This is a genomic window from Mesorhizobium sp. P3_A8, assembly GCF_056402995.1.
Map to the genome: position 1 here is coordinate 38,956 of NZ_JBFUGI010000017.1, position 20,311 is coordinate 59,266.

16 protein-coding genes are annotated in these 20,311 nt (G+C 63.0%); 13 read left to right on the forward strand and 3 right to left on the reverse strand.

Features of this window, described 5'->3' with window-relative positions; translation table 11 throughout:
- The first annotated feature begins 133 nt into the window (after positions 1-133).
- The 3 genes from hemE (at position 134) to rho (ending at position 3,202) form a co-directional block, all read left to right on the forward strand.
- Positions 134-1,165 carry a uroporphyrinogen decarboxylase gene (hemE, locus tag AC1DX4_RS30745; protein ID WP_477223896.1) on the forward strand — a complete coding sequence of 344 codons (1,032 nt, stop codon included), beginning with the start codon at positions 134-136 and terminating at the stop codon, positions 1,163-1,165.
- On the forward strand, positions 1,165-1,701 hold the full coding sequence (hemJ, locus tag AC1DX4_RS30750) for a protoporphyrinogen oxidase HemJ (RefSeq protein WP_477223897.1): 537 nt from the start codon (positions 1,165-1,167) through the stop codon (positions 1,699-1,701). The genes hemE and hemJ overlap by 1 nt, the downstream gene beginning before the upstream one ends.
- A 235-nt stretch (positions 1,702-1,936) precedes the next feature.
- The gene (gene rho, locus AC1DX4_RS30755) at positions 1,937-3,202 is read left to right on the forward strand and encodes a transcription termination factor Rho (RefSeq protein ID WP_027041130.1); all 1,266 of its coding nucleotides are present in this window, start codon (positions 1,937-1,939) and stop codon (positions 3,200-3,202) included.
- A gap of 123 nt (positions 3,203-3,325) precedes the next feature.
- Here the strand turns inward: rho and AC1DX4_RS30760 are convergent, their stop codons facing one another.
- A complete protein-coding gene (locus AC1DX4_RS30760) occupies positions 3,326-5,344 on the reverse strand; it encodes a thioredoxin domain-containing protein (RefSeq protein ID WP_477223898.1) in 2,019 nt (672 codons plus the stop codon).
- Positions 5,345-5,405: 61 nt separating this feature from the next.
- On the opposite strand from AC1DX4_RS30760, the gene mnmE reads away from it, so the two are divergent.
- The 5 genes from mnmE (at position 5,406) to AC1DX4_RS30785 (ending at position 11,298) form a co-directional block, all read left to right on the forward strand.
- The gene (gene mnmE, locus AC1DX4_RS30765; RefSeq protein WP_477223899.1) at positions 5,406-6,737 is read left to right on the forward strand and encodes a tRNA uridine-5-carboxymethylaminomethyl(34) synthesis GTPase MnmE; all 1,332 of its coding nucleotides are present in this window, start codon (positions 5,406-5,408) and stop codon (positions 6,735-6,737) included.
- Between the two features lie 252 nt (positions 6,738-6,989).
- Entirely contained in the window at positions 6,990-8,861 is a 1,872-nt protein-coding gene (gene mnmG, locus AC1DX4_RS30770; protein WP_477223900.1) for a tRNA uridine-5-carboxymethylaminomethyl(34) synthesis enzyme MnmG, read from the forward strand.
- Complete coding sequence (gene rsmG, locus AC1DX4_RS30775; protein ID WP_477223901.1) at positions 8,858-9,490, forward strand: 16S rRNA (guanine(527)-N(7))-methyltransferase RsmG; 633 nt, start codon at positions 8,858-8,860, stop codon at positions 9,488-9,490. Before mnmG ends, rsmG begins: the two co-directional genes overlap by 4 nt.
- A 55-nt stretch (positions 9,491-9,545) precedes the next feature.
- A complete protein-coding gene (locus AC1DX4_RS30780) occupies positions 9,546-10,346 on the forward strand; it encodes a ParA family protein (RefSeq protein WP_258588435.1) in 801 nt (266 codons plus the stop codon).
- A gap of 64 nt (positions 10,347-10,410) precedes the next feature.
- Positions 10,411-11,298, forward strand: coding sequence for a ParB/RepB/Spo0J family partition protein (locus tag AC1DX4_RS30785; RefSeq protein ID WP_477223902.1), 888 nt, complete (start codon positions 10,411-10,413; stop codon positions 11,296-11,298).
- Between the two features lie 303 nt (positions 11,299-11,601).
- On the opposite strand, the gene holA is transcribed toward AC1DX4_RS30785, so the two are convergent.
- A complete protein-coding gene (gene holA / locus AC1DX4_RS30790) occupies positions 11,602-12,645 on the reverse strand; it encodes a DNA polymerase III subunit delta (protein ID WP_477223903.1) in 1,044 nt (347 codons plus the stop codon).
- Between the two features lie 465 nt (positions 12,646-13,110).
- Here holA and AC1DX4_RS30795 point away from each other — a divergent pair, with 465 nt between their 5' ends.
- The 4 genes from AC1DX4_RS30795 (at position 13,111) to lpdA (ending at position 18,263) form a co-directional block, all read left to right on the forward strand.
- Positions 13,111-14,343, forward strand: coding sequence for a thiamine pyrophosphate-dependent enzyme (locus AC1DX4_RS30795; RefSeq protein WP_477223904.1), 1,233 nt, complete (start codon positions 13,111-13,113; stop codon positions 14,341-14,343).
- A 3-nt stretch (positions 14,344-14,346) separates the two neighbouring features.
- Positions 14,347-15,360 carry an alpha-ketoacid dehydrogenase subunit beta gene (locus tag AC1DX4_RS30800; protein ID WP_477223905.1) on the forward strand — a complete coding sequence of 338 codons (1,014 nt, stop codon included), beginning with the start codon at positions 14,347-14,349 and terminating at the stop codon, positions 15,358-15,360.
- Between the two features lies 1 nt (position 15,361).
- Positions 15,362-16,672 (forward strand): dihydrolipoamide acetyltransferase family protein, encoded by a 1,311-nt coding sequence (locus AC1DX4_RS30805; RefSeq protein WP_477223906.1) that lies wholly within the window; start codon positions 15,362-15,364, stop codon positions 16,670-16,672.
- A 196-nt stretch (positions 16,673-16,868) separates the two neighbouring features.
- Entirely contained in the window at positions 16,869-18,263 is a 1,395-nt protein-coding gene (gene lpdA / locus AC1DX4_RS30810) for a dihydrolipoyl dehydrogenase (protein WP_477223907.1), read from the forward strand.
- A gap of 236 nt (positions 18,264-18,499) precedes the next feature.
- Here the strand turns inward: lpdA and AC1DX4_RS30815 are convergent, their stop codons facing one another.
- Positions 18,500-19,603, reverse strand: a complete 1,104-nt coding sequence (locus AC1DX4_RS30815; protein ID WP_477223908.1) for a saccharopine dehydrogenase family protein — start codon at positions 19,601-19,603, stop codon at positions 18,500-18,502.
- Between the two features lie 122 nt (positions 19,604-19,725).
- Here AC1DX4_RS30815 and AC1DX4_RS30820 point away from each other — a divergent pair, with 122 nt between their 5' ends.
- Positions 19,726-20,154 (forward strand): Lrp/AsnC family transcriptional regulator, encoded by a 429-nt coding sequence (locus AC1DX4_RS30820; RefSeq protein WP_183464419.1) that lies wholly within the window; start codon positions 19,726-19,728, stop codon positions 20,152-20,154.
- Positions 20,155-20,311 lie beyond the last annotated feature (157 nt).

The window sequence follows — 20,311 nt, forward strand, 5'->3', positions numbered from 1 at the left end:
ATATGCTTGCTGGTGTTTTTCGGGGCAAAGCGGGACAGGTGACAACCACCACAACCAACAGACTCTTAGAATCAGAAGAATCTTAGATATAAGAATCTTTAAGATTATAGGGAGGCTGGGAGAGGCGAGCTCGATGCCCAAAAGCCGGATCATGCTGGACGTCCTCAAGGGCGAGGCGGTGTTTCCGCCTCCGCTCTGGATGATGCGCCAGGCCGGGCGCTATCTGCCGGAGTATCGGGAGACGCGCAGACGTGCCGGTTCGTTCCTCGACCTTTGCTATGATCCCGACCTTGCCGTCGAAGTGACATTGCAGCCGATCGAACGCTTCGGCTTCGATGCCTCGATCCTGTTCTCGGACATCCTTGTCGTTCCACATGCCCTTGGCCGCGACGTTCGCTTCGAAGAGGGAAGAGGACCGCTTTTGACGCCGATCTCGGTGGCCGAGATGGCGGCTCTGGAAGGCGATGTGTTTCACGTGAATCTCGAACCGGTCTACGAGACGGTTCGCCGGTTGCGGGCAAAACTGCCTGAGGAGACCACCCTGATAGGCTTCTGCGGAGCGCCATGGACGGTGGCGACCTATATGATTGCTGGCCATGGAACACCCGACCAGGCGCCGGCGCGACTGTTTGCCTACCGTGAGCCGGAAGCGTTTCAACAGCTGCTGAAAGTGTTGGCCGATCACTCGGCAGCCTATCTGATCCGACAGATCGACGCCGGCGCCGATGTGGTGCAGATCTTCGATTCCTGGTCCGGCGTGCTCGACGACGCGTCGTTCGACCAGTTCTGCGTTTGGCCGGTGGCCGAGATCGTCAGGCAGGTTCGCGCTGTCCATCCCGAGGTTCCGATCATTGGTTTTCCCAAGGGTGCCGGGGCTCGCTATCGCACCTATCGTCAGAAGACCGGTGTAACGGGTCTGGGGATCGACTGGACGGTGCCGCTGGCGGCAGCGAAGGATTTGCAGCGCTCGGGTGCCGTCCAGGGCAATCTCGATCCCTTGCGCCTCGTGGCTGGCGGCAAGGCCTTGTCGGATGGAGTCGAGACGATCCTGAAAGCGCTGGGTGATGGGCCGCTGATCTTCAATCTCGGCCATGGCATCACGCCGGAGACGCCGATCGCCCATGTCGAGGCGATGGTGAAACAGGTTCGGAGTGCGACACGCTGATGGCTGAGATGAACAACACCAACAGCACGGGTCAGGCGATGATGCGCATGACTATCGGGATCATCGTGCTGGTGGTTCTCACCGCGCTTTTGTTTTTCGCAGCACCCGAAAGTTTCTATCCCTGGGCGAAGGCGATCCATATCCTTGCCGTCATTTCGTGGATGGCCGGCATGCTCTATCTGCCGCGGCTGTTCGTCTATCACGTCGATGCCGAGAAAGGCTCGGTGCAGTCGGAGACCTTCAAGGTGATGGAGCGGCGCCTGCTGCGCGCCATCATCAATCCGGCTATGATCGTAACCTGGGTGTTCGGGCTGTGGCTGGCCTGGAAGGTTTTCGGATTCCAGGGCGGATGGCTGCACGCCAAGATCGGCCTGGTGCTTTTGTTGTCCGCTGTTCATGGCTATCTGGCCGGCGCGGTGCGGAAATTTGCCGAGGACCGCAATGAAAAGCCCGCGAAGCACTGGCGGATCGTCAATGAGATCCCCACATTGCTGATGATCGCAATCGTGATCCTGGTTGTCGTCAAGCCGTTCTAATGCATGTCGCCCAAAAGTGGTCCCGGTTTTGGGACAACGACATGCATAAGGTGTTTTAAGCCTTTTCCGTCTCCGCAAAACGCGGCTTGCTCTTTCACCCGACCGACGATAAAAGACGGGTCTTCCTTCCCGTCATGCGCCGCCCCTCATTGCTTTCGGCCGCGCCCGGCATTTGTCGCATCCCGTCGATATCCTCCCAAAGCCTGCCCAGACTCCATCTATTCAAGGTCCGTTTATGCAAGAAATGAAACTCGCCGAGTTCAAGAACAAGAAACCGCCAGAGCTGATCGCTTATGCCGAATCGCTCGAGGTCGAGAACGCCAGCGTCATGCGCAAGCAGGAACTGATGTTCGCGATCCTGAAGAAACTGGCCGCCCAGGACGTCGAGATCATCGGCGATGGTGTGGTCGAAGTGCTCCAGGACGGGTTCGGCTTCCTGCGCTCTGCCAATGCCAACTATCTGCCAGGTCCCGACGACATCTACATTTCGCCGTCGCAGATCCGGCGCTTTTCGCTGAAGACCGGCGATACGGTCGAAGGACCGATCCGCAGCCCGAAAGAGGGCGAGCGCTATTTCGCGCTGCTCAAGGTCAACACGATCAATTTCGACGATCCCGAAAAGATTCGTCACAAGATCCACTTCGACAATCTGACGCCGCTTTACCCGACCTCGCGGCTGAAGATGGAAATGGAGGTTCCGACCTCCAAGGACATCTCGGCCCGCGTCATCGACCTGGTGGCGCCGCTCGGCAAGGGCCAGCGCGCCCTGATTGTCGCGCAGCCGCGTACGGGTAAAACCGTTCTGCTGCAGAACATTGCCCACTCCATCACCACCAATCATCCCGAATGCTATCTGATCGTGCTTTTGATCGACGAGCGGCCGGAAGAAGTGACCGACATGCAGCGCTCCGTGAAGGGCGAGGTCGTCTCCTCGACCTTCGACGAACCGGCGGTGCGTCACGTCCAGGTCGCCGAAATGGTCATCGAAAAGGCCAAGCGCCTGGTCGAACATGGCCGTGATGTCGTCATCCTGCTCGATTCCATCACCCGTCTCGGCCGTGCCTACAACACCGTGGTGCCGTCATCCGGCAAGGTGCTGACCGGCGGTGTCGATGCCAACGCGCTGCAGCGGCCGAAGCGTTTCTTCGGCGCCGCCCGCAACATCGAGGAAGGCGGCTCGCTGACCATCATCGCCACCGCGCTGATCGATACCGGCAGCCGCATGGACGAAGTCATCTTCGAAGAGTTCAAGGGTACGGGTAACTCGGAAATCGTGCTCGACCGCAAGGTTGCCGACAAGCGCATCTATCCGGCCATGGACATATTGAAGTCCGGCACCCGCAAGGAAGACCTGCTGGTTCCGCGCTCGGATCTGCAGAAGATCTTCGTGCTGCGCCGCATCCTGGCGCCGATGGGAACCACCGACGCGATCGAGTTCCTGATCGACAAGCTGAAGCAGACCAAGACCAATGGCGATTTCTTCGACTCGATGAATACGTAACCGTCTGTCCGGAGTTTTCCGGCCTGCGAATTGAAACCCCGTTCCGGGAAACCGGGATGGGGTTTTTCATTGCGTCGGGTCCGGGTCGCGACAGGCAGAAGCTTTGGCAGACGCGCCGTGACGTTACGGACGGCGCAGAAGCCGGCCAAGTTCTTCCGGATCGGCCACGACGGGGAGGCAGACCTGACCTGTACAAAGCCAGGCACCGATTTTCTCCGTCGGCGGTAGAATCCCGCCGGGTAGCAAGGGTCGATTCGTTTCCGAACCGATTGCGAGGACAATGGCCACGCGGCGTGGGTCAGGGTTTCGATTCGCAACCGGAACAAGCTTGGGATTCGCCGGATCGTCTATCAGAACCAGCTTCAGCGGCTCGATGGCAAGGGCGCAGGCATTGACGATGCCGGCCTGACCATAGGCCTGGTGCGCCGCGCGGCCGGCCGCATGCTCGGCAACCTTCCAGGCCTTTTCCCCGAGGTCGAAGTCGCCGGTGACGGAAGCGAGCCGCACCAGCGCTGCGATAATCTGGCTGGTGGCCGACGAAATGGCCTCATCGACATCGCCGCGGATGCGGATCGGGACATCGGTGCTGTCCGAAGCGGTGAGATAGTAACCCGTCCCTTCGGCGTCAGCATGCCAATGGTCGAGCTGTTCAATGAATTGCTTTGCCTGGTCGATATAGTTCCAGTCGCCCGATGCCTCGAACAGCGAAATCCCTGCATTGGCCATGGCGGCATAGTCAATCGACAGAGCGGGAAAGAGTTTCCTGGCGCCGAGCATGGAATGCGGCAAGCGGTTGTCGCGGCTGGCGCCGGAGATGTGGGCAAAGGCCTTGGCCGCGGCCTCGATCCAGACGGGCCGCCCCAGTGAGCGGCCCGCCTCTGCGAGCGCTGCAATCATCAGGCCGTTCCAGTCGGTCAGGGTCTTGGCGTCCAGGCCAGGCCGAACCCGCTCTTCCCGGGCAGCGAGAAGCCTGGCCTTGAGCGGGATCAGCCGCTCGCGCTCGGCCACGCTTTGGGCTTGCTGGGCGCGGGTTTGATGGACAACCGGCTTGCCTTCCCAGCCATGCGGGCTGGAGAGCGTGAAGTATTTGAAAAACAACGCTGAATCATCGCCGAGCACGACCTCGATCTCGTCCTTGCTCCAGGTGTAGAACAGCCCTTCCTCACCATCGCTGTCGGCGTCGAGGCTGGCGGCGAAGGCACCGCCATCGACGCGCATTTCTCGTAGCAGCCAGTCGACAGTGTCTTCGATTCGTACCCGGAACAAATCATTGCCGCTCGCCGAAAAGGCCCAGGTGCAGAAGCGGATCAGCTCGGCATTGTCGTAGAGCATTTTCTCGAAATGCGGCACCAGCCATTCCGCGTCGGTCGAGTAGCGGCTGAGCCCGCCGCCAATATGGTCATAGATGCCGCCGCTCAGCATCTGTTCGAGGCTGACGAGCACGTCGTCGCGGTGGGAAGCGTTGCCGTCGCGTAGCCAGGACAGCCACAGGGTAAGCATGAATGGCGCGTTGGGGAATTTCGGTGCGCCGCGCAGGCCGCCAAGGTCACGGTCGATCATGCCGTCGATGCGGCCGGCGAGGTCGGTGAGCGTGCCGCGATCAAGGCTCTCCTTGGCATGCGAGCCGGACAGCCGCGCCTCGACATGGGAGGTCAGGCCGTCAGCGCTCTGATGCAGACTGTCGCGCTTCTCGCGCCAGGCCTTGTCGACCGCTTCCATCACCTGGATGAAGCCAGGACGGCCATAACGCGCCACGCGCGGAAAATAGGTGCCGCCCCAGAACGGCTTGCCATCCGGCGTCAGGAACATGGTCAGCGGCCAACCGCCTTGCTCGCCCATCGAGGACAGGGCGGCCATATAGATCTGGTCGATGTCCGGACGCTCCTCACGGTCGACCTTGATATTGACGAACAGACGGTTCATGACGGCCGCGACGTCGTCATTCTCGAAGCTTTCGTGCGCCATGACATGGCACCAGTGGCAGGCGGCATAGCCGACGGAAAGCAGGATCGGGCGATCGAGCGTCTTTGCTTCGTCCAGAGAAGCCGGCGACCAGGCCCGCCAGTGGACGGGATTGCCGCTGTGCTGCTGCAGATAGGGGCTGGCTTCCTGGGCAAGCAGGTTTTGCGCGGGCAATGTCACGATGGGCACACTCGGGTTGTTTTGAAGGCGCGAAGCTAGGGCGGTTCAACAGAGCGGGCAAATGATTTCAGGCGATTCGATCGTTGCGTTGTCGAGCGGCCGGCTTCCGGCCGGTGTTGCCGTGCTGCGTATCTCCGGTCCGCAGACTCGATTCGTGGTCGAAACGATCGCCGGCGGCATGGTTAAGGAGCGTGCGGCGGTTCTGCGCAAGTTCCGGGCGCCGGACGCAACCGTGCTGGACAGCGGTCTGGTGATCTTTTTCCCCGGTCCGGCCAGCTTCACCGGGGAGGATGTCGCCGAATTCCATGTTCATGGCGGGCGTGCCGTGGTCGCCAGGATGCTGGAGGTGATCGCCGGATTTGACGGCGTCAGGCACGCAGAGCCTGGTGAATTTACCCGCCGTGCCTTTCTGAATGGCAAGTTCGACCTGGTGGAGACCGAGGCGCTGGCGGACCTGATCAACGCGGAGACCGAGGCGCAGCGCCGCTTTGCCATCCGGAATGCCGAAGGCGTCCAGAGCGATCTTTACATGAGCTGGCGTCGCCAGCTGATCCATGCACGGGCGATGATCGAGGCGGAGATCGACTTTGCCGACGAGGATGACGTGCCCGGATCCGTTTCGGATACGGTTTGGTCTGATGTAAGGGCGATGATCGACGAGGTTGATCGCCACATCGCCGGGTTTCACGCCGCGGAAATCATCCGCGACGGCTTCGAGGTGGTTATTCTGGGCGCGCCGAATGCCGGCAAATCGAGTCTGTTCAACGCCCTGGCGCGCCGGGATGCAGCTATTGTAACGGATGAGCCAGGCACGACGCGCGACCTGCTCGAGGTGGTGCTGGACCTAGAGGGATTGCGCGTCAGGCTGACAGACACGGCTGGATTGCGCGAGGCGCCGGGCAAGGTCGAGGCCATCGGTATTGAGAAGGCCAGGGCCAAGGCGGACCGCGCCGATCTTTTGCTGCTGCTGGAAGACATTCCGGCTCCCACGGACATCGGCCCAGTCCCGGTTGCTGCGCCTTTGTTGCGCGTCGGGACTAAGCTTGACCTGTTGGATGAGCAGTCGGCTGGGGGTGTGGCCGGTCGCTATGACCTTGTCATTTCAGTCGTAAATGGAACTGGTGTTGAGGCGCTACTTGCCGAGATCGGCCGGCGCGCGGCTAGTGCAGCCGGCGATGTGGGCGATGTTCTCCCTTCGCGGCTGCGCCATGTCGAATTGCTGAGCGATGCGAATCTCCATCTGCTTCGAGCGATCGACGGCGATGCCACTGGCCAGGAACTGCGGGCTGAGGAGTTGCGGCTGGCCGCTGACCGCCTGGGCCGAATCGTCGGCGCCATCGATGTCGAAGACATGCTGGACGTGATCTTCGGGCAGTTCTGCATCGGGAAATGATTCACGTGAAACAATGACTTGGCTGAAACGTGAGCTGAGTCTTCGATGATGGCTCATGCCTAGTCGATTAGCGAAGGCGCCCTTAGCGTGACTCACGTGAAACAATCACCGCAGTCGTGACTCACGTGAAACAAAGGCCGGACGTGCTGCCTCTCAACCTGTTTCACGTGAAACTTGCCGCGAAGTTTTCTTGACAGCTTCGCCCTGCGGGGACATGTGTCCCTCAATCTCTACTGAGTCCAGGATTTGGAAATGACCGATCACTATGATGTGGTTGTGGTGGGCGGCGGCCATGCTGGTTGCGAGGCGGCCAGTGCGGCCGCGCGCGCCGGCGCCAAAACCGCGCTCGTGACGCTGCGCTTCGACACGATTGGCGTGATGTCGTGCAATCCGGCGATCGGCGGCCTCGGCAAGGGCCATCTGGTCCGCGAGATCGACGCCATGGACGGTCTGATGGGCCGGGTGGCGGATGCGGCCGGCATTCAGTTCCGCCTGCTCAACCGCCGCAAGGGTCCAGCGGTGCGCGGGCCGCGCACGCAGGCCGACAGAAAGCTCTATCGCCTTGCGATGCAGGAAGCGATTCGGGAGCAGAACGATCTCGACGTGGTCGAGGGCGAAGTCCTAGACTTCGAGATCGTCGAGGGGCGAATCGCCGCTGTCCTGCTGGCAGATGGCCGCCGGCTGGCCTGCGGCGCCGTGGTTTTGACGACCGGAACTTTCCTGCGCGGACTCATTCATATCGGCGAAAAGAAGATCGTCGCCGGCCGCATGAACGAGCAGGCAAGCCTTGGCCTGTCGGCGACGATGGACCGCGCGGGCTTCAAGCTCGGCCGGCTGAAGACGGGTACACCGCCGCGGCTGGATGGAAAGACAATCGACTGGGCCTCGCTGGAAAGCCAGGCAGCGGACGAACATCCCGTACCGTTCTCGCTGATGACGGACCGGATCGAGACGCCGCAGATCGAGTGCGGCATCACCCGCACGACGTCTGCTACGCATGAGTTGATCCGCGCCAATCTTGGCCGTTCCGCAATGTATTCGGGCTCGATCGAAGGCGTCGGCCCGCGCTATTGCCCGTCGATCGAGGACAAGATCGTCAAGTTCGGTGACCGTGATGGGCACCAGATCTTCCTTGAGCCGGAAGGGCTCGACGACGACACCGTCTATCCCAATGGGATTTCGACCTCGCTGCCTGAGGACGTGCAGCTCGACATCCTGAAAACCATCCCCGGGCTGGAGCGCGCGGTCATGCTGCAGCCCGGCTATGCCATTGAATATGATCACGTTGATCCGCGCGAACTGCGTCAGACGCTCGAGACGAAGCGCGTCGGTGGTCTGTTCCTCGCCGGGCAGATCAACGGCACGACCGGCTATGAGGAAGCCGCCGGACAAGGCCTGCTCGCCGGCCTCAACGCGGCGCGGCGGGCGGCGGGCGGCGAACAGATCGTGCTGAGCCGCACCGAGGCCTATATCGGCGTGATGGTCGACGATTTGACCAGCCGCGGCATCAGCGAGCCCTATCGCATGTTCACCTCGCGGGCCGAATTCCGCTTGTCGCTTCGTGCCGACAATGCCGATGAACGGCTGACGCCGCTGGCTGCGAGGCTGGGAATCGCCTCGGCGCAACGGATGCAGCGCTATGGCGATGTCATGCAACGGCTCGGCTCGGCACGGGAATTGGCAAAGTCGCTGACGATGACGCCCAATGAGGCGGCGCGACATGGGCTGGAGATCAACAGGGATGGCGTGCGCCGGTCCGGCTATGAGTTGCTGGCCTATCCCGATGTCGACGTCGCCTGGCTGGCCAGGGTCGAGCCGAAATTTGCAGCCGTCGATGCCAAGACCGCCGAGCGGCTCGAAACGGCGGCGAAATATTCGGTTTACCTCGATCGCCAGAAGAGCGATGTCGCGCAGATCCGCCACGAGGAGGGTCGGTTGATCCCGGAAACCGTCGATTTTGCCGGCGTGCCCGGACTGTCCAACGAGTTGAAGCAGAAGATGCAGACGCGGCGGCCGCGCTCCGTTGCTGACGCCCAGCGCATGGAGGGCATGACGCCGGCGGCGCTGGCGATCATTGTCGCGCATGTCCGGCACCATGAAGGCGCGCAGAGAGACGTTGCGTGAGCTCTTTCTCCCTAGAGAGCCTGCAGGATGCGGCCGGCCCGGTTTCACGTGAAACATTCGATCGCCTGGTGGCGTTCGAAGAGATGTTCCAGAAATGGAACCGCAGCATCAACCTGGTCGCGCAGTCGACAGCGGGCGATGTCTGGCAGCGCCACATATTGGACAGCGCGCAGCTGGCTCGCATAGAACCCAGCGCCACGCGTTGGGTCGACATTGGTTCGGGCGGTGGATTTCCGGGCCTGGTCATGGCCTTCCTGCTCGCCGAGCGTCCGGGGGCCAGCATCGATCTGGTGGAAAGCAACCGCAAAAAAGCGTCGTTCCTGCAGACTGTCATTGGCCAGTTCAGCCTGCCGGCGCGGGTCGTGGCGCGCCGGATCGAGGACAGCCATGCACTTGTTTCAGCACCGCAAATCGTCACGGCGCGGGCTCTGGCCTCGCTTTCTGCCCTGCTCGATCTGTCGGCGCCCTGGCTGACGTCTGGCGCACGCGGGCTGTTCCACAAAGGCCGGGATTATCGCGCCGAAGTGCAAGAAAGCATTAACCGATGGGCCTTCGATCTGGTAGAACATCCCAGTGTGACCGACCCTCATGGCGTCATCCTCGAACTGTCCGACATCAGGCCTGTCTGAGCTTCGACGTGTCGGGTTATTTGGCGACCCAAAAATGAATTCCTGGCATAGATCCATGATGAAGAACGGCCCCCGAATCATCACCGTAGCCAACCAGAAGGGCGGTGTCGGCAAGACGACCACCGCCATCAATCTGGCCACCGCGCTCGCTGCAATCGGCGAAAAGGTGCTGATCGTCGATCTCGACCCGCAAGGCAACGCCAGCACCGGCCTCGGCATCGACCGCAAGGATCGTACGGTCTCATCCTACGACGTTCTGACCGGCGAACTCGAGCTGGAAGCCGCGGCCATTCCGACCGCCGTGCCCGGCCTGTCAATCGTGCCGTCGACGCTCGATCTGCTCGGCATCGAAATGGAGATCGCCTCGGCGCCGGACCGGGTGCTCAAGCTGCGCAATGCGCTGCGCGCCGCCACCGAACGCGGGGCGCCGTTCAATTACGTGCTGATCGATTGCCCGCCTTCGCTCAACCTTTTGACTTTGAATTCAATGGCGGCAGCCGATTCTGTTCTTGTGCCGCTGCAATGCGAGTTCTTCGCGCTCGAAGGCCTCAGCCAGTTGCTGGAGACCGTCGAGCAGGTGCGCCGCTCGATCAATCCGGACCTCATCATCCAGGGCATCGTGCTGACCATGTATGACGGCCGCAACAACCTCGCCAACCAGGTGGTGCAGGATGTACGGGCGCATATGGGCGACAAGGTCTACGAGACCATCATTCCGCGCAATGTGCGGGTGTCCGAGGCGCCGTCCTACGGCAAGCCGGCGATCCTTTACGATTTGAAGTGCTCGGGCAGCCAGGCCTACCTGCAGCTGGCCTCGGAAGTGATCCGCCGCGAGCGCAAATTGCGCGCCGCTTGATTAGCCCGTCAGCATAATTAACAGCCGATTCGATACCGAAACGATCTAAACACCTGGAATAGAGATGAGCGAAGACCTTTCGAGAAAAAGACTGGGCCGTGGGCTGGCCGCACTGATCGGCGAGATCGATCGCCCGGCAGCGCCGGAAAAGCCCGGCATGAGCGCCGACGGCAAGGTGCCGATCGAGTTCCTCAGCCCGAACCCGAAAAACCCACGCCGGCATTTTGGCGACGCCGAACTCACCGACCTTGCCCAGTCGATCCGCGAACATGGCGTGGTCCAGCCGGTGGTGGCACGGTCGTCGCCGAACCAGGCCGGCCGCTACGAGATCATCGCCGGCGAGCGGCGCTGGCGGGCGGCGCAGCGCGCCGGGCTGACCGAGATTCCGGTCATCATCCGCGAGGTCAATGATCGCACCGCGCTCGAACTGGCGATCATCGAGAACGTCCAGCGCACCGACCTCAACGCGGTCGAGGAAGCGCTGGGCTACCAGCAGCTGATCGACGATCACGGGTATACCCAGGCCGATCTCGGCAATGTCATCGGCAAGAGCCGCAGCCATGTCGCCAACACGCTGCGGCTGTTGAAGCTGCCGGATGTGATCCGTGACATGCTGGTCGACGGCGCGCTGTCGGCCGGCCACGCCCGCACTCTGGTGACGGCCGAGGATCCGGCCGGCCTTGCCAAGCGCATCGTCGAAGAGGGCCTTTCGGTGCGCCAAGCCGAAGCGCTGGCGCAAATGCCGGCCGGGCCGACGCCGGCCAAGCCGAAGCAGGCACAAGCCGCGCCGGAAAAGGACACCGACACGCTGGCGCTGGAAAAGCTGATGACCGACACGCTCGGCATGATCGTGGCCATCGACCACAAGGGCAAGGGCGGCGAGCTGCGGGTGTCCTATCGGTCGTTGGAGCAGCTTGATGAGCTGTGCCGGCGATTGAAGCAGGAGCGGTAGGGCGGGCTTAAGGTTAGGCTCTACAGCTGATATATCGGTGATATACGGCCGCTGTGTCCCGACTCCGACAGAAATTCAGAATTCCGACTCGACTCTCGGCGGTCCACGAGCTCTGTAGGCGGCTGAAGGACCAGCGGTAGGTGCCTGAGAAAGCACAGTATTTAGCCGGCAAATCAAGTTTCAGCTTGAAATCAAAGAACGATAAAAGGGCTGGCGGTTGCCGGCACTTTCTTTCTGCGGCGCTGATGTTTGGCGACGGCGTCGAAGCTGCCAATCTCCCCCGCTTGGGGGAGATCACGCGTTTCACCGCTGCGCCAACCGGCTGCTTTCAATTGCAATCCCCAGCAGCGCCTGACGTGCCAGCGCCACAGCCAGATCCGGCCGCCGCCGCGTCTGCAGCACGGCCGTCTGCAGCCGGGTCAGCGCGCGGCTGAGCGCGTCGCTGCTCCAGCGGTCGAGCGCCTTCTCCACCAGCTTGCGCCTGGAGAAGAAAACCGGGGGCCGCGCGCCGGCAACGACCGACGCCGCGTTACGGCCGCCAGAGTCCATCTGGCCGCGCATGATCTGGATCTGCTGCAACTGCCGCATCGCCGACGACAGCACGAGAAAAGGCGGGCCCCCCGACTGGCAGTGACGGGTGAAGGCGGTGTCGAAGTCGCCGACCTTCCCCTCGAGCAATGCATCGACGGCGTCGTCGAAAGAGGCGCCGGAGACGTCGCCCGACATAGCCCGGACCTCTTCCAGCCCGATATCCTTCTGGCCATGGGCATAGAGAACAAGCTTTTCGATCTCGCCACGCGAGGCCAACCGGTCGCCGCCGAGATTGCGGCGCAGCGCCTGTCTCGCTTCCATGGTCATCGACATGCCGGCCTTGCGCAGCTCGTCGTCGATGACCGTGTCGATGTCGCGGGCCTCATCAGCGTAGCAAGGCAGCGCCATGGCACCGTCCGCCGCCTCGACCACGGCGCGCAACCCGACGCCTTTCTTGAGATCGCCTGCCTCGATCAGGATGATGGCATCCCGTGCCGGCTCCGCCGTCAGCGCCTTGACGTCGTCGGCCAGCGCCTTCTGGCCGGTGGCGTTGCGCACCCAGAGCAGGCGCCGGTCGGAAAACATCGGCACGGTGCGAGCCTCGTCGAGCAACCGGCCTTCGTCGCGGTCGACCTCCGAGCCCTCGAGCCGAACCACGGAGAACGGATCGTCTAGCGGCAGGCCGGTCTTTTCGGCAAAGGCCTTCGCCCGCTCGGAAACGAGACCGCGATCGGGTCCGTAAAGCAGGACGATCGAGATGCGCGGGTCAGGCTTCGCGAGCCACGAATCGACCTCGAAAGCTTTCTTCTGTGCCATGAGTGGTGGTTAGCATGGCACGAGCGCGGGGTGAACAGAGTTCGATCTCCCCCCTCGTGGGGGAGATGTCCGGCAGGACAGAGGGGGGGCGCTGTCCCGCTGTCTTTTCCATCTTCAGCCTGCTTTCTAGCTACCTGTAGAAAAAGTCAAAGGATGGCAAGGCTTGCGTTCCTTCACGCCCCCCTCTGCCCTGCCGGGCATCTCCCCCACGAGGGGGGAGATTGGCAGCTTCAACCGCAGCGCCCGACAGTGAATCGCCGAAAAATCCATCGCTCCCTTGCGCTAGATTGCGCGGCGCAGCGAAACATCGACAAGAAATTTCGCGGACATATCTACATCTTGTGGGCGGGAGGCTGGATCGGTCGGCGCGGCCGGTCCGATGCGTGAGGCCTTGCCCGACAAATTCGCACTGGACGCGTGGATGTGCAAATATCCCGAACCAGGCAACATTGGAGGACAAAGGTCATGGCCGATGCTGGGATGTTGCGTTTCCACGTTCCGGAACCGGAAGTGCGGCCGGGCGGCACGCCTGATTTCTCCAATGTGACCCTTGCGCCGGCCGGCTCGGTGCCGCGCCCCGACATCTCTGTCGATCCGCGCACCATCCGCGACATGGCATTCTCGATCATCCGCGTGCTGAACCGCGACGGCGAAGCAGTAGGGCCGTGGGCCGGGCTGCTCTCCAACGAGGAGCTGCTGGAGGGTCTGCGCCACATGATGACGCTCAGAACCTTCGATGCGCGCATGCAGATGGCGCAGCGTCAGGGCAAGACCTCGTTCTACATGCAGCATCTCGGCGAAGAGGCGGTGAGCTGCGCTTTCCGCAAGGCGCTGGCACCTGGTGACATGAATTTCCCGACCTATCGCCAGGCCGGCCTGCTTATCGCCGACGGCTATCCGATGGTCACCATGATGAACCAGATCTATTCCAACGAGGCCGATCCGCTGAAGGGCCGGCAGCTGCCGATCATGTATTCCTCGAAGGAGCACGGCTTCTTCTCGATCTCCGGCAATCTGGCGACGCAGTACATCCAGGCCGTCGGCTGGGCGATGGCCTCGGCGATCTCGAACGATTCCAAGATCGCGGCGGCCTGGATCGGCGACGGCTCGACGGCGGAATCCGATTTCCATTCGGCGCTGGTGTTCGCCTCCACCTACAAGGCGCCGGTCGTGCTCAATGTCGTCAACAATCAGTGGGCGATCTCGACGTTCCAGGGCATTGCGCGGGGCGGCTCCGGCACTTTTGCCGCCCGGGGCCTCGGTTTCGGCATCCCGTCGCTGCGCGTCGACGGCAATGATTATCTGGCTGTGCATGCGGTAGCCAAATGGGCGGCCGAGCGGGCGCGCAGCAATCTTGGGCCGACGCTGGTGGAATATGTCACCTACCGCGCCGGCGCGCATTCGAGCTCGGACGATCCTTCCGCCTACCGGCCGAAGACCGAATCCGACGCCTGGCCGCTCGGCGATCCGGTCATGCGGCTGAAGAACCATCTGATCGGGCTCGGCGTCTGGTCGGACGAGCGCCATGCGCAGGCCGAGGCGGAAATCCTCGACACGGTGATCGCGGCGCAGAAGGAGGCGGAGAGCCACGGCACGCTGCATGCCGGCGGCAAGCCGTCGACGCGCGAGATGTTCGAGGGCGTCTTTGCCGAAATGCCTGCGCATCTGAGGCGCCAGCGCCAGCAGGCGGGAGTCTGAGCCATGCCAAGACGGACCATGATCGAGGCGATCCGCGATGCCATGGATGTGTCGATGGGGCGTGACGACAAAGTCGTGGTGTTCGGCGAGGATGTCGGCTTCTTCGGCGGCGTGTTTCGCGTCACCCATGGCCTGCAGGCCAAGTATGGCAAGAGCCGCTGCTTCGATGCGCCGATCAACGAATCGGGCATTGTCGGCTCGGCCATCGGTATGGCGGCCTATGGGCTGAAACCCTGTGTGGAAATTCAGTTTGCCGACTACATGTATCCGGCCTACGACCAGCTGACCCAGGAAGCCGCAAGGCTGCGCTACCGCTCGAATGGCGATTTCACGTGCCCGATCGTGGTCCGCATGCCGACCGGGGGCGGCATCTTTGGCGGCCAGACGCACAGCCAGAGCCCCGAGGCTTTGTTCACCCATGTGTCGGGGCTGAAGACCGTGGTGCCGTCCAACCCGCATGACGCCAAGGGGCTTTTGATCGCCGCGATCGAGGATCCCGATCCGGTGATCTTCCTCGAGCCGAAACGGCTCTACAATGGTCCGTTCGATGGCCATCACGACCGGCCGGTGACGCCATGGTCGAAGCATGAACTGGGCGAAGTCGCCGACGGCCACTACACCGTGCCGCTCGGCAAGGCGGCGATCCGCAGAGCGGGCTCTGATGTCACCGTGCTCGCCTATGGCACCATGGTCTATGTCGCCCAGGCCGCTGCCGAGGAAACCGGCATCGATGCCGAGATCATCGACCTCAGGACGTTGCTGCCGCTCGACCTCGACACGATCGTCGCGTCGGTCAAGAAGACCGGGCGCTGCGTCATCGTGCACGAGGCGACGCTGACCTCCGGCTTCGGCGCCGAATTGTCGGCGCTGGTGCAGGAAAACTGCTTCTACCATCTGGAGGCGCCGGTGGCGCGTGTCGCCGGCTGGGACACGCCCTATCCGCATGCGCAGGAATGGGACTATTTCCCCGGCCCCGCCCGGGTCGGCCGCGCCCTTATCGAAACCATGGAGGCCTGACATGGGCGAGCACATCATCAAGCTGCCCGATGTCGGCGAGGGCGTCGCCGAGGCGGAACTCGTCGAGTGGCACGTCAAGATCGGCGACATCGTGCGCGAGGACACTGTGCTTGCCGCCGTCATGACCGACAAGGCGACGGTCGAAATCCCGTCGCCCGTCGATGGCGAGATCCTGTGGCTGGGCGCCGAGATCGGCGACACGGTGGCGATCGGCTCGCCGATTGTGCGGCTGAAAGTGGCGGGCGAGGGCAATGTGAGGGGTGGCGCCAAGGCCGAGGCGGTGGCCGCTGAGCCTGCGGCCAAGCTGCCGACTCCGAAACCCGAAACCGCCGCGCCGGCCGCGAAGACCCCGGCAAAGGCCAACGTTGCGGAGGTGAAACCGGCCACCGCCGCTTCTAAAAGCGCCGGGCAGACGTCCCTCTCAGGCGCGCCGCGCCCCGAGGGCGAAAAACCGCTGGCGTCGCCGGCTGTACGCTTGCGGGCAAAAGAGGCCGGCATCGATCTCAGGCAGGTTGCGGGAAGCGGCCCGGCCGGCCGCATCGGCCATGAGGACATCGAGGCGTTCCTGGCGCGCGGGCCGCAGGTCGCCAAGGTATCGGGCCTTGCCCGCAACGATTCGGTCGAGGACATCAAGGTGGTGGGCCTCAGGCGCAAGATCGCCGAGAAGATGACGCTGTCCAAATCGCGCATCCCGCACATCACCTATGTCGAGGAGATCGACGTCACCGCGCTGGAAGAATTGCGCGCCGCGCTCAACAAGGAGAAGCGCGCCGACAGGCCGAAGCTGACGCTGCTGCCGTTCCTGATGCGGGCGATGGTCAAGGCGATCGGTGACCAGCCCCAGCTCAATTCGCTGTTCGACGACGAGGCCGGCATCATCCACCAGCATGGCGGCATCCATATCGGCATCGCCGCGCAGACGCCGTCGGGGCTGGTGGTGCCTGTCGTCAAGCATGCCGAGGCGCGCGACATCTGGGATTGCGGCGCCGAGGTTATCAGGCTGGCAGAGGCGGCCAAGTCCGGCACGGCGACACGCGATGAGCTGTCCGGCTCGACCATCACCATCACCTCGCTCGGCGCCATGGGCGGCGTCGCGACGACGCCGGTCATCAACCATCCGGAAGTGGCAATCATCGGCGTCAACAAGATGATGGTGCGGCCGGTGTGGGACGGCACCCAGTTCATCCCGCGCAAGATGATGAATTTGTCGTCGAGCTTCGACCATCGGGTGATCGATGGCTGGGACGCGGCGGTGTTTATCCAGCGGATCAAGGCGCTGCTGGAAACGCCGGCGCTGATCTTTGTGGATTGAGGGTGATGAGAACGGTCGCAAGGTCCCCCTCACCCGGATTGCCAACCGAATTGCAAAGGCAATTCGGGGCAATCCGACCTCTCCCCGAGGGGAGAGGAGGTTGTCGACGCCGGCGCCAGTCTCTTCTCCCCAGCGGGGAGAAGGTGGCCGCGAAGCGGCCGGATGAGGGGGCCTTCACCAAAAAGAGCGTGCCAAGATGAAAGAAATCTCCTGCAAGCTGCTTGTCATCGGCGCTGGCCCCGGCGGTTATGTCTGCGCCATCCGTGCCGGCCAGCTCGGTGTCGATACGGTCATCGTCGAGGCCGGCAAGCCTGGCGGCACCTGTCTCAATGTCGGCTGCATTCCGTCCAAGGCGCTGATCCATGCGGCGGAAGAGTTCGAGAAGGTCGCGCACATGGCCGGCGGCAAGAGCCCGCTCGGCATTTCTGTCTCGGCACCCGTGCTCGACCTGAGCAAAACCGTCGCCTGGAAGGACGGCATTGTCAGCCGGCTCAACAGCGGCGTCGCTGGCCTGTTGAAGAAGGCCGGCGTCAAGACTGTGCAAGGCTGGGCGACGTTCCGCGACGGCAAGACCGTCGAAGTCGAGACCGAGATGGGCGTGCAAGTGATCCGCGCCGAGGTGATCGTCATCGCCACCGGCTCGGCGCCGGTCGAATTGCCTTTTCTTCCCTTTGGCGGGCCTGTGATATCGTCCACGGACGCGCTGGCCTTGAGCGAGGTGCCGAAGAAGCTTGCCATCGTCGGTGGCGGTTATATCGGGCTGGAACTCGGCATGGCCTTCGCCAAGATGGGGGCGAAGGTGACCGTGGTCGAGGCCTTGCCGCGCGTGCTGGCGCAGTATGATGCCGAGCTGACCCGGCCGGTGGTCAAGCGGCTCGCCGCGCTCGGCGTAGAGGTGGTGCTTGGCGCCAAAGCCAAGGGACTGTCGACAAAAGGCGATGCGCTGCTGGTCGAGACAGCGGACGGCAAGAGCGCCAAGGTTGCCGCCGACAAGATCCTGGTGACGGTCGGCCGCAAGCCGGTGACCGAAGGCTGGGGGCTCGACCAGATCGACCTCGATATGGCGGGCAAATTCATCAAGATCGACGACCAGTGCCGCACCTCGATGCGCGGCATCTTTGCTATCGGCGACGTCACCGGCGAGCCGATGCTGGCGCATCGCGCCATGGCGCAAGGCGAAATGGTCGCCGAGATCGTCGCCGGCCACAAGCGCAGCTGGGACAAGCGGTCGATTCCCGCCGTCTGCTTCACCGATCCCGAACTTGTGACGGCGGGGCTTTCGCCGGAAGAGGCCAAGGTCCAGGGCGAGATCAAGATTGGCCTGTTCCCGTTCGCCGCCAATGGGCGGGCGATGACCAAGCTGGGCGAGGATGGGTTCGTTCGGGTGGTCGCTCGCGCGGACAACCATCTGGTGCTGGGCATCCAGGCAGTCGGACAGGGCGTGTCGGAACTGTCGGCTTCGTTCGGACTGGCGCTGGAAATGGGCGCGCGGCTGGAGGACATAGCCGGCACGAACCATGCGCATCCGACGCAAGGCGAGGGCTTCCAGGAAGCGGCGCTGAAGGCGCTCGGGCACGCGCTGCATATTTGAGGCGGTGGTGGCGTAAGAAGCGGTGATGTCCGCGGGGCATTGCCCCCCTTTGTCCTGCCGGACATCTCCCCCTCAAGGGGGGAGATCGGCAGTTTCGGGAACCGCGCCTCTTCTAAGACTTTGAAAATTGGCGAAATCTTAGATTACAGCAAATCTCCCCCCTTGAGGGGGAGATGCCCGGTAGGGCAGAGGGGGGCGATGCCCCGCTAACCTCTCTCAAGAGAGACGTTGCACCTTCAGCTCGCCAGCCGGCTTACCATCTCATGTTGCGCATAGGCGCGGCCGAAACGGTTGGCCAGAAATGCATCCAGCGCGATATCTTCCTGCTTGACGAAGCCGGTGGCCGGCAGGCTGCCGTCGGCCAGCATGTCGAGCACGGCGCAGATGCCGGATGCGGTGGTGATCTGGATGGCGCTGCGCACCTGATTGCCGACGCGCTGCGAATAGATCTTGTTGGCGTAGGTTTCCTGCAGCAGGCGGCCGTTGCGGCGACCGGAGACGGTGACGAAGACGATGACGACGTCCTGCAGCGTCGCCGGGAGCGCGCTTTCGAAAATGTCCTTCAGCACGTCGCGGCGGTGGCGCAGGCCGAGGTCGTTGAGCAGCGCCTTCATGATCGCGGCATGGCCGGGGTAGCGGATGGTGCGGTAGTTCAGCGTGCGCACCTTACCCTTCAACGTCTCGGCGAGCGTGCCGAGCCCACCCGAGGTGTTGAACGCCTCGTAGGTGACGCCGTCGAGCGAGAATTCCTCGCGCTCTTCCAGCGGCGGCACTTCGATCAGTTCGCCCTCGACGATCGCCTCGCACGGCTCGCAATATTCGTTGATGACGCCGTCGGTGCTCCAGGTCAGATTGTAGTTCAGCGCATTGGACGGGTATTGCGGCAGGGCGCCGACGCGCATGCGCACGCTTTCCAGCGTGTCGAAACGGCTGGCGAGATCGTTGGCGACGATCGAGATGAAGCCCGGCGCCAGCCCGCATTGCGGAATGAAGGAGCTCTTGCCCGAGCGGGCCAATTCCTTGACGCGACGGGTCGAGACGACGTCCTCGGTCAGGTCGAGATAGTGCACGCCGGCGCTGGCCGCCGCCTCGGCGATGCGCGTGGTCAGGTGGAAGGGGGCGGCGCTCAGCACAGCGAATTTGCCCGCAAGCGCTGCTTCCAGCGCGCCTGGTGCGGCGATGTCGAGTTCCAGCGTTTCGACACCGGCCGGCAGTTCCGCCGCGGCAAGCTGTACCGCCGCACGGTCGACGACGGTGACGGCATAGTCGCCGGTGGCGGCGAGCATCTCCGCAATGGTCGAACCGATCTTTCCGGCGCCGACGACAACAATCTTCTTCATGACCAATCCCTCAAGCAAAGCAAAATCCTGGGAACAGAATCGCAGCTTGCCCGTCGAAAGGAAGCGTGGAATTGTGCGAAATGAAACTCTGATTGCGCAATTTGCCGAAAGGATTCGTCGAAATGCTCAGTGAAGCCGAACAGGCGCTGCTTTCCCTGCTGCGTTCCAACGCCCGCGCTTCGACGGCCGAACTGGCGCGACAGCTCGGCGTCTCGCGCACGACGGTGCAGAGCCGGATCGAGCGGCTGGAACAGCGCGGTATCATATCGGGTTACGGCGTCAAGCTTTCCGCCGACTATGAACAGGGGCTGGTCAAGGCGCATGTGCTGCTCACCGTCACACCCAAGCTTGCCGACAAGGTGGTGCGGGCCTTGCAGGCGCTGCCGCCGGTGCGGACGCTGCACTCAGTCAGCGGCAATTTCGACATGATCGTCATCGTCGACGCGCCGTCGATCCGCGACCTCGACGCGCTGCTCGACCAGATCGGCGCCATGGACGGGGTCGAACGGACCTCGTCGTCGATCATTTTGTCGACAAGGATTGATAGATGAGCGGGCTTCTCAGAACTTGGGTTCCTCGCCCCCGCAAAGCGGGGGAGAGGTGGCCGCGAAGCGGCCGGAGAGGGGGCTTTCGTAGGGCTCGGCGCGAAATGACTCGAACTGGCGCGGTCGGCGCAGCCCCTCTCCGTCTCGGCTTCGCCGAGCCACC

What these genes read in the sequence shown, in the direction of transcription:
- hemE (WP_477223896.1), top strand. Translation starts at nt 134, where the DNA reads ATGCCCAAAAGCCGGATCATGCTGGACGTCCTCAAGGGCGAGGCGGTG.
- hemJ (WP_477223897.1), top strand. Translation starts at nt 1,165, where the DNA reads ATGGCTGAGATGAACAACACCAACAGCACGGGTCAGGCGATGATGCGC.
- rho (WP_027041130.1), top strand. Translation starts at nt 1,937, where the DNA reads ATGCAAGAAATGAAACTCGCCGAGTTCAAGAACAAGAAACCGCCAGAG.
- mnmE (WP_477223899.1), top strand. Translation starts at nt 5,406, where the DNA reads ATGATTTCAGGCGATTCGATCGTTGCGTTGTCGAGCGGCCGGCTTCCG.
- mnmG (WP_477223900.1), top strand. Translation starts at nt 6,990, where the DNA reads ATGACCGATCACTATGATGTGGTTGTGGTGGGCGGCGGCCATGCTGGT.
- AC1DX4_RS30780 (WP_258588435.1), top strand. Translation starts at nt 9,546, where the DNA reads ATGATGAAGAACGGCCCCCGAATCATCACCGTAGCCAACCAGAAGGGC.
- AC1DX4_RS30785 (WP_477223902.1), top strand. Translation starts at nt 10,411, where the DNA reads ATGAGCGAAGACCTTTCGAGAAAAAGACTGGGCCGTGGGCTGGCCGCA.
- holA (WP_477223903.1), bottom strand. Translation starts at nt 12,645, where the DNA reads ATGGCACAGAAGAAAGCTTTCGAGGTCGATTCGTGGCTCGCGAAGCCT.
- AC1DX4_RS30795 (WP_477223904.1), top strand. Translation starts at nt 13,111, where the DNA reads ATGGCCGATGCTGGGATGTTGCGTTTCCACGTTCCGGAACCGGAAGTG.
- AC1DX4_RS30800 (WP_477223905.1), top strand. Translation starts at nt 14,347, where the DNA reads ATGCCAAGACGGACCATGATCGAGGCGATCCGCGATGCCATGGATGTG.
- AC1DX4_RS30805 (WP_477223906.1), top strand. Translation starts at nt 15,362, where the DNA reads ATGGGCGAGCACATCATCAAGCTGCCCGATGTCGGCGAGGGCGTCGCC.
- lpdA (WP_477223907.1), top strand. Translation starts at nt 16,869, where the DNA reads ATGAAAGAAATCTCCTGCAAGCTGCTTGTCATCGGCGCTGGCCCCGGC.
- AC1DX4_RS30815 (WP_477223908.1), bottom strand. Translation starts at nt 19,603, where the DNA reads ATGAAGAAGATTGTTGTCGTCGGCGCCGGAAAGATCGGTTCGACCATT.
- AC1DX4_RS30820 (WP_183464419.1), top strand. Translation starts at nt 19,726, where the DNA reads ATGCTCAGTGAAGCCGAACAGGCGCTGCTTTCCCTGCTGCGTTCCAAC.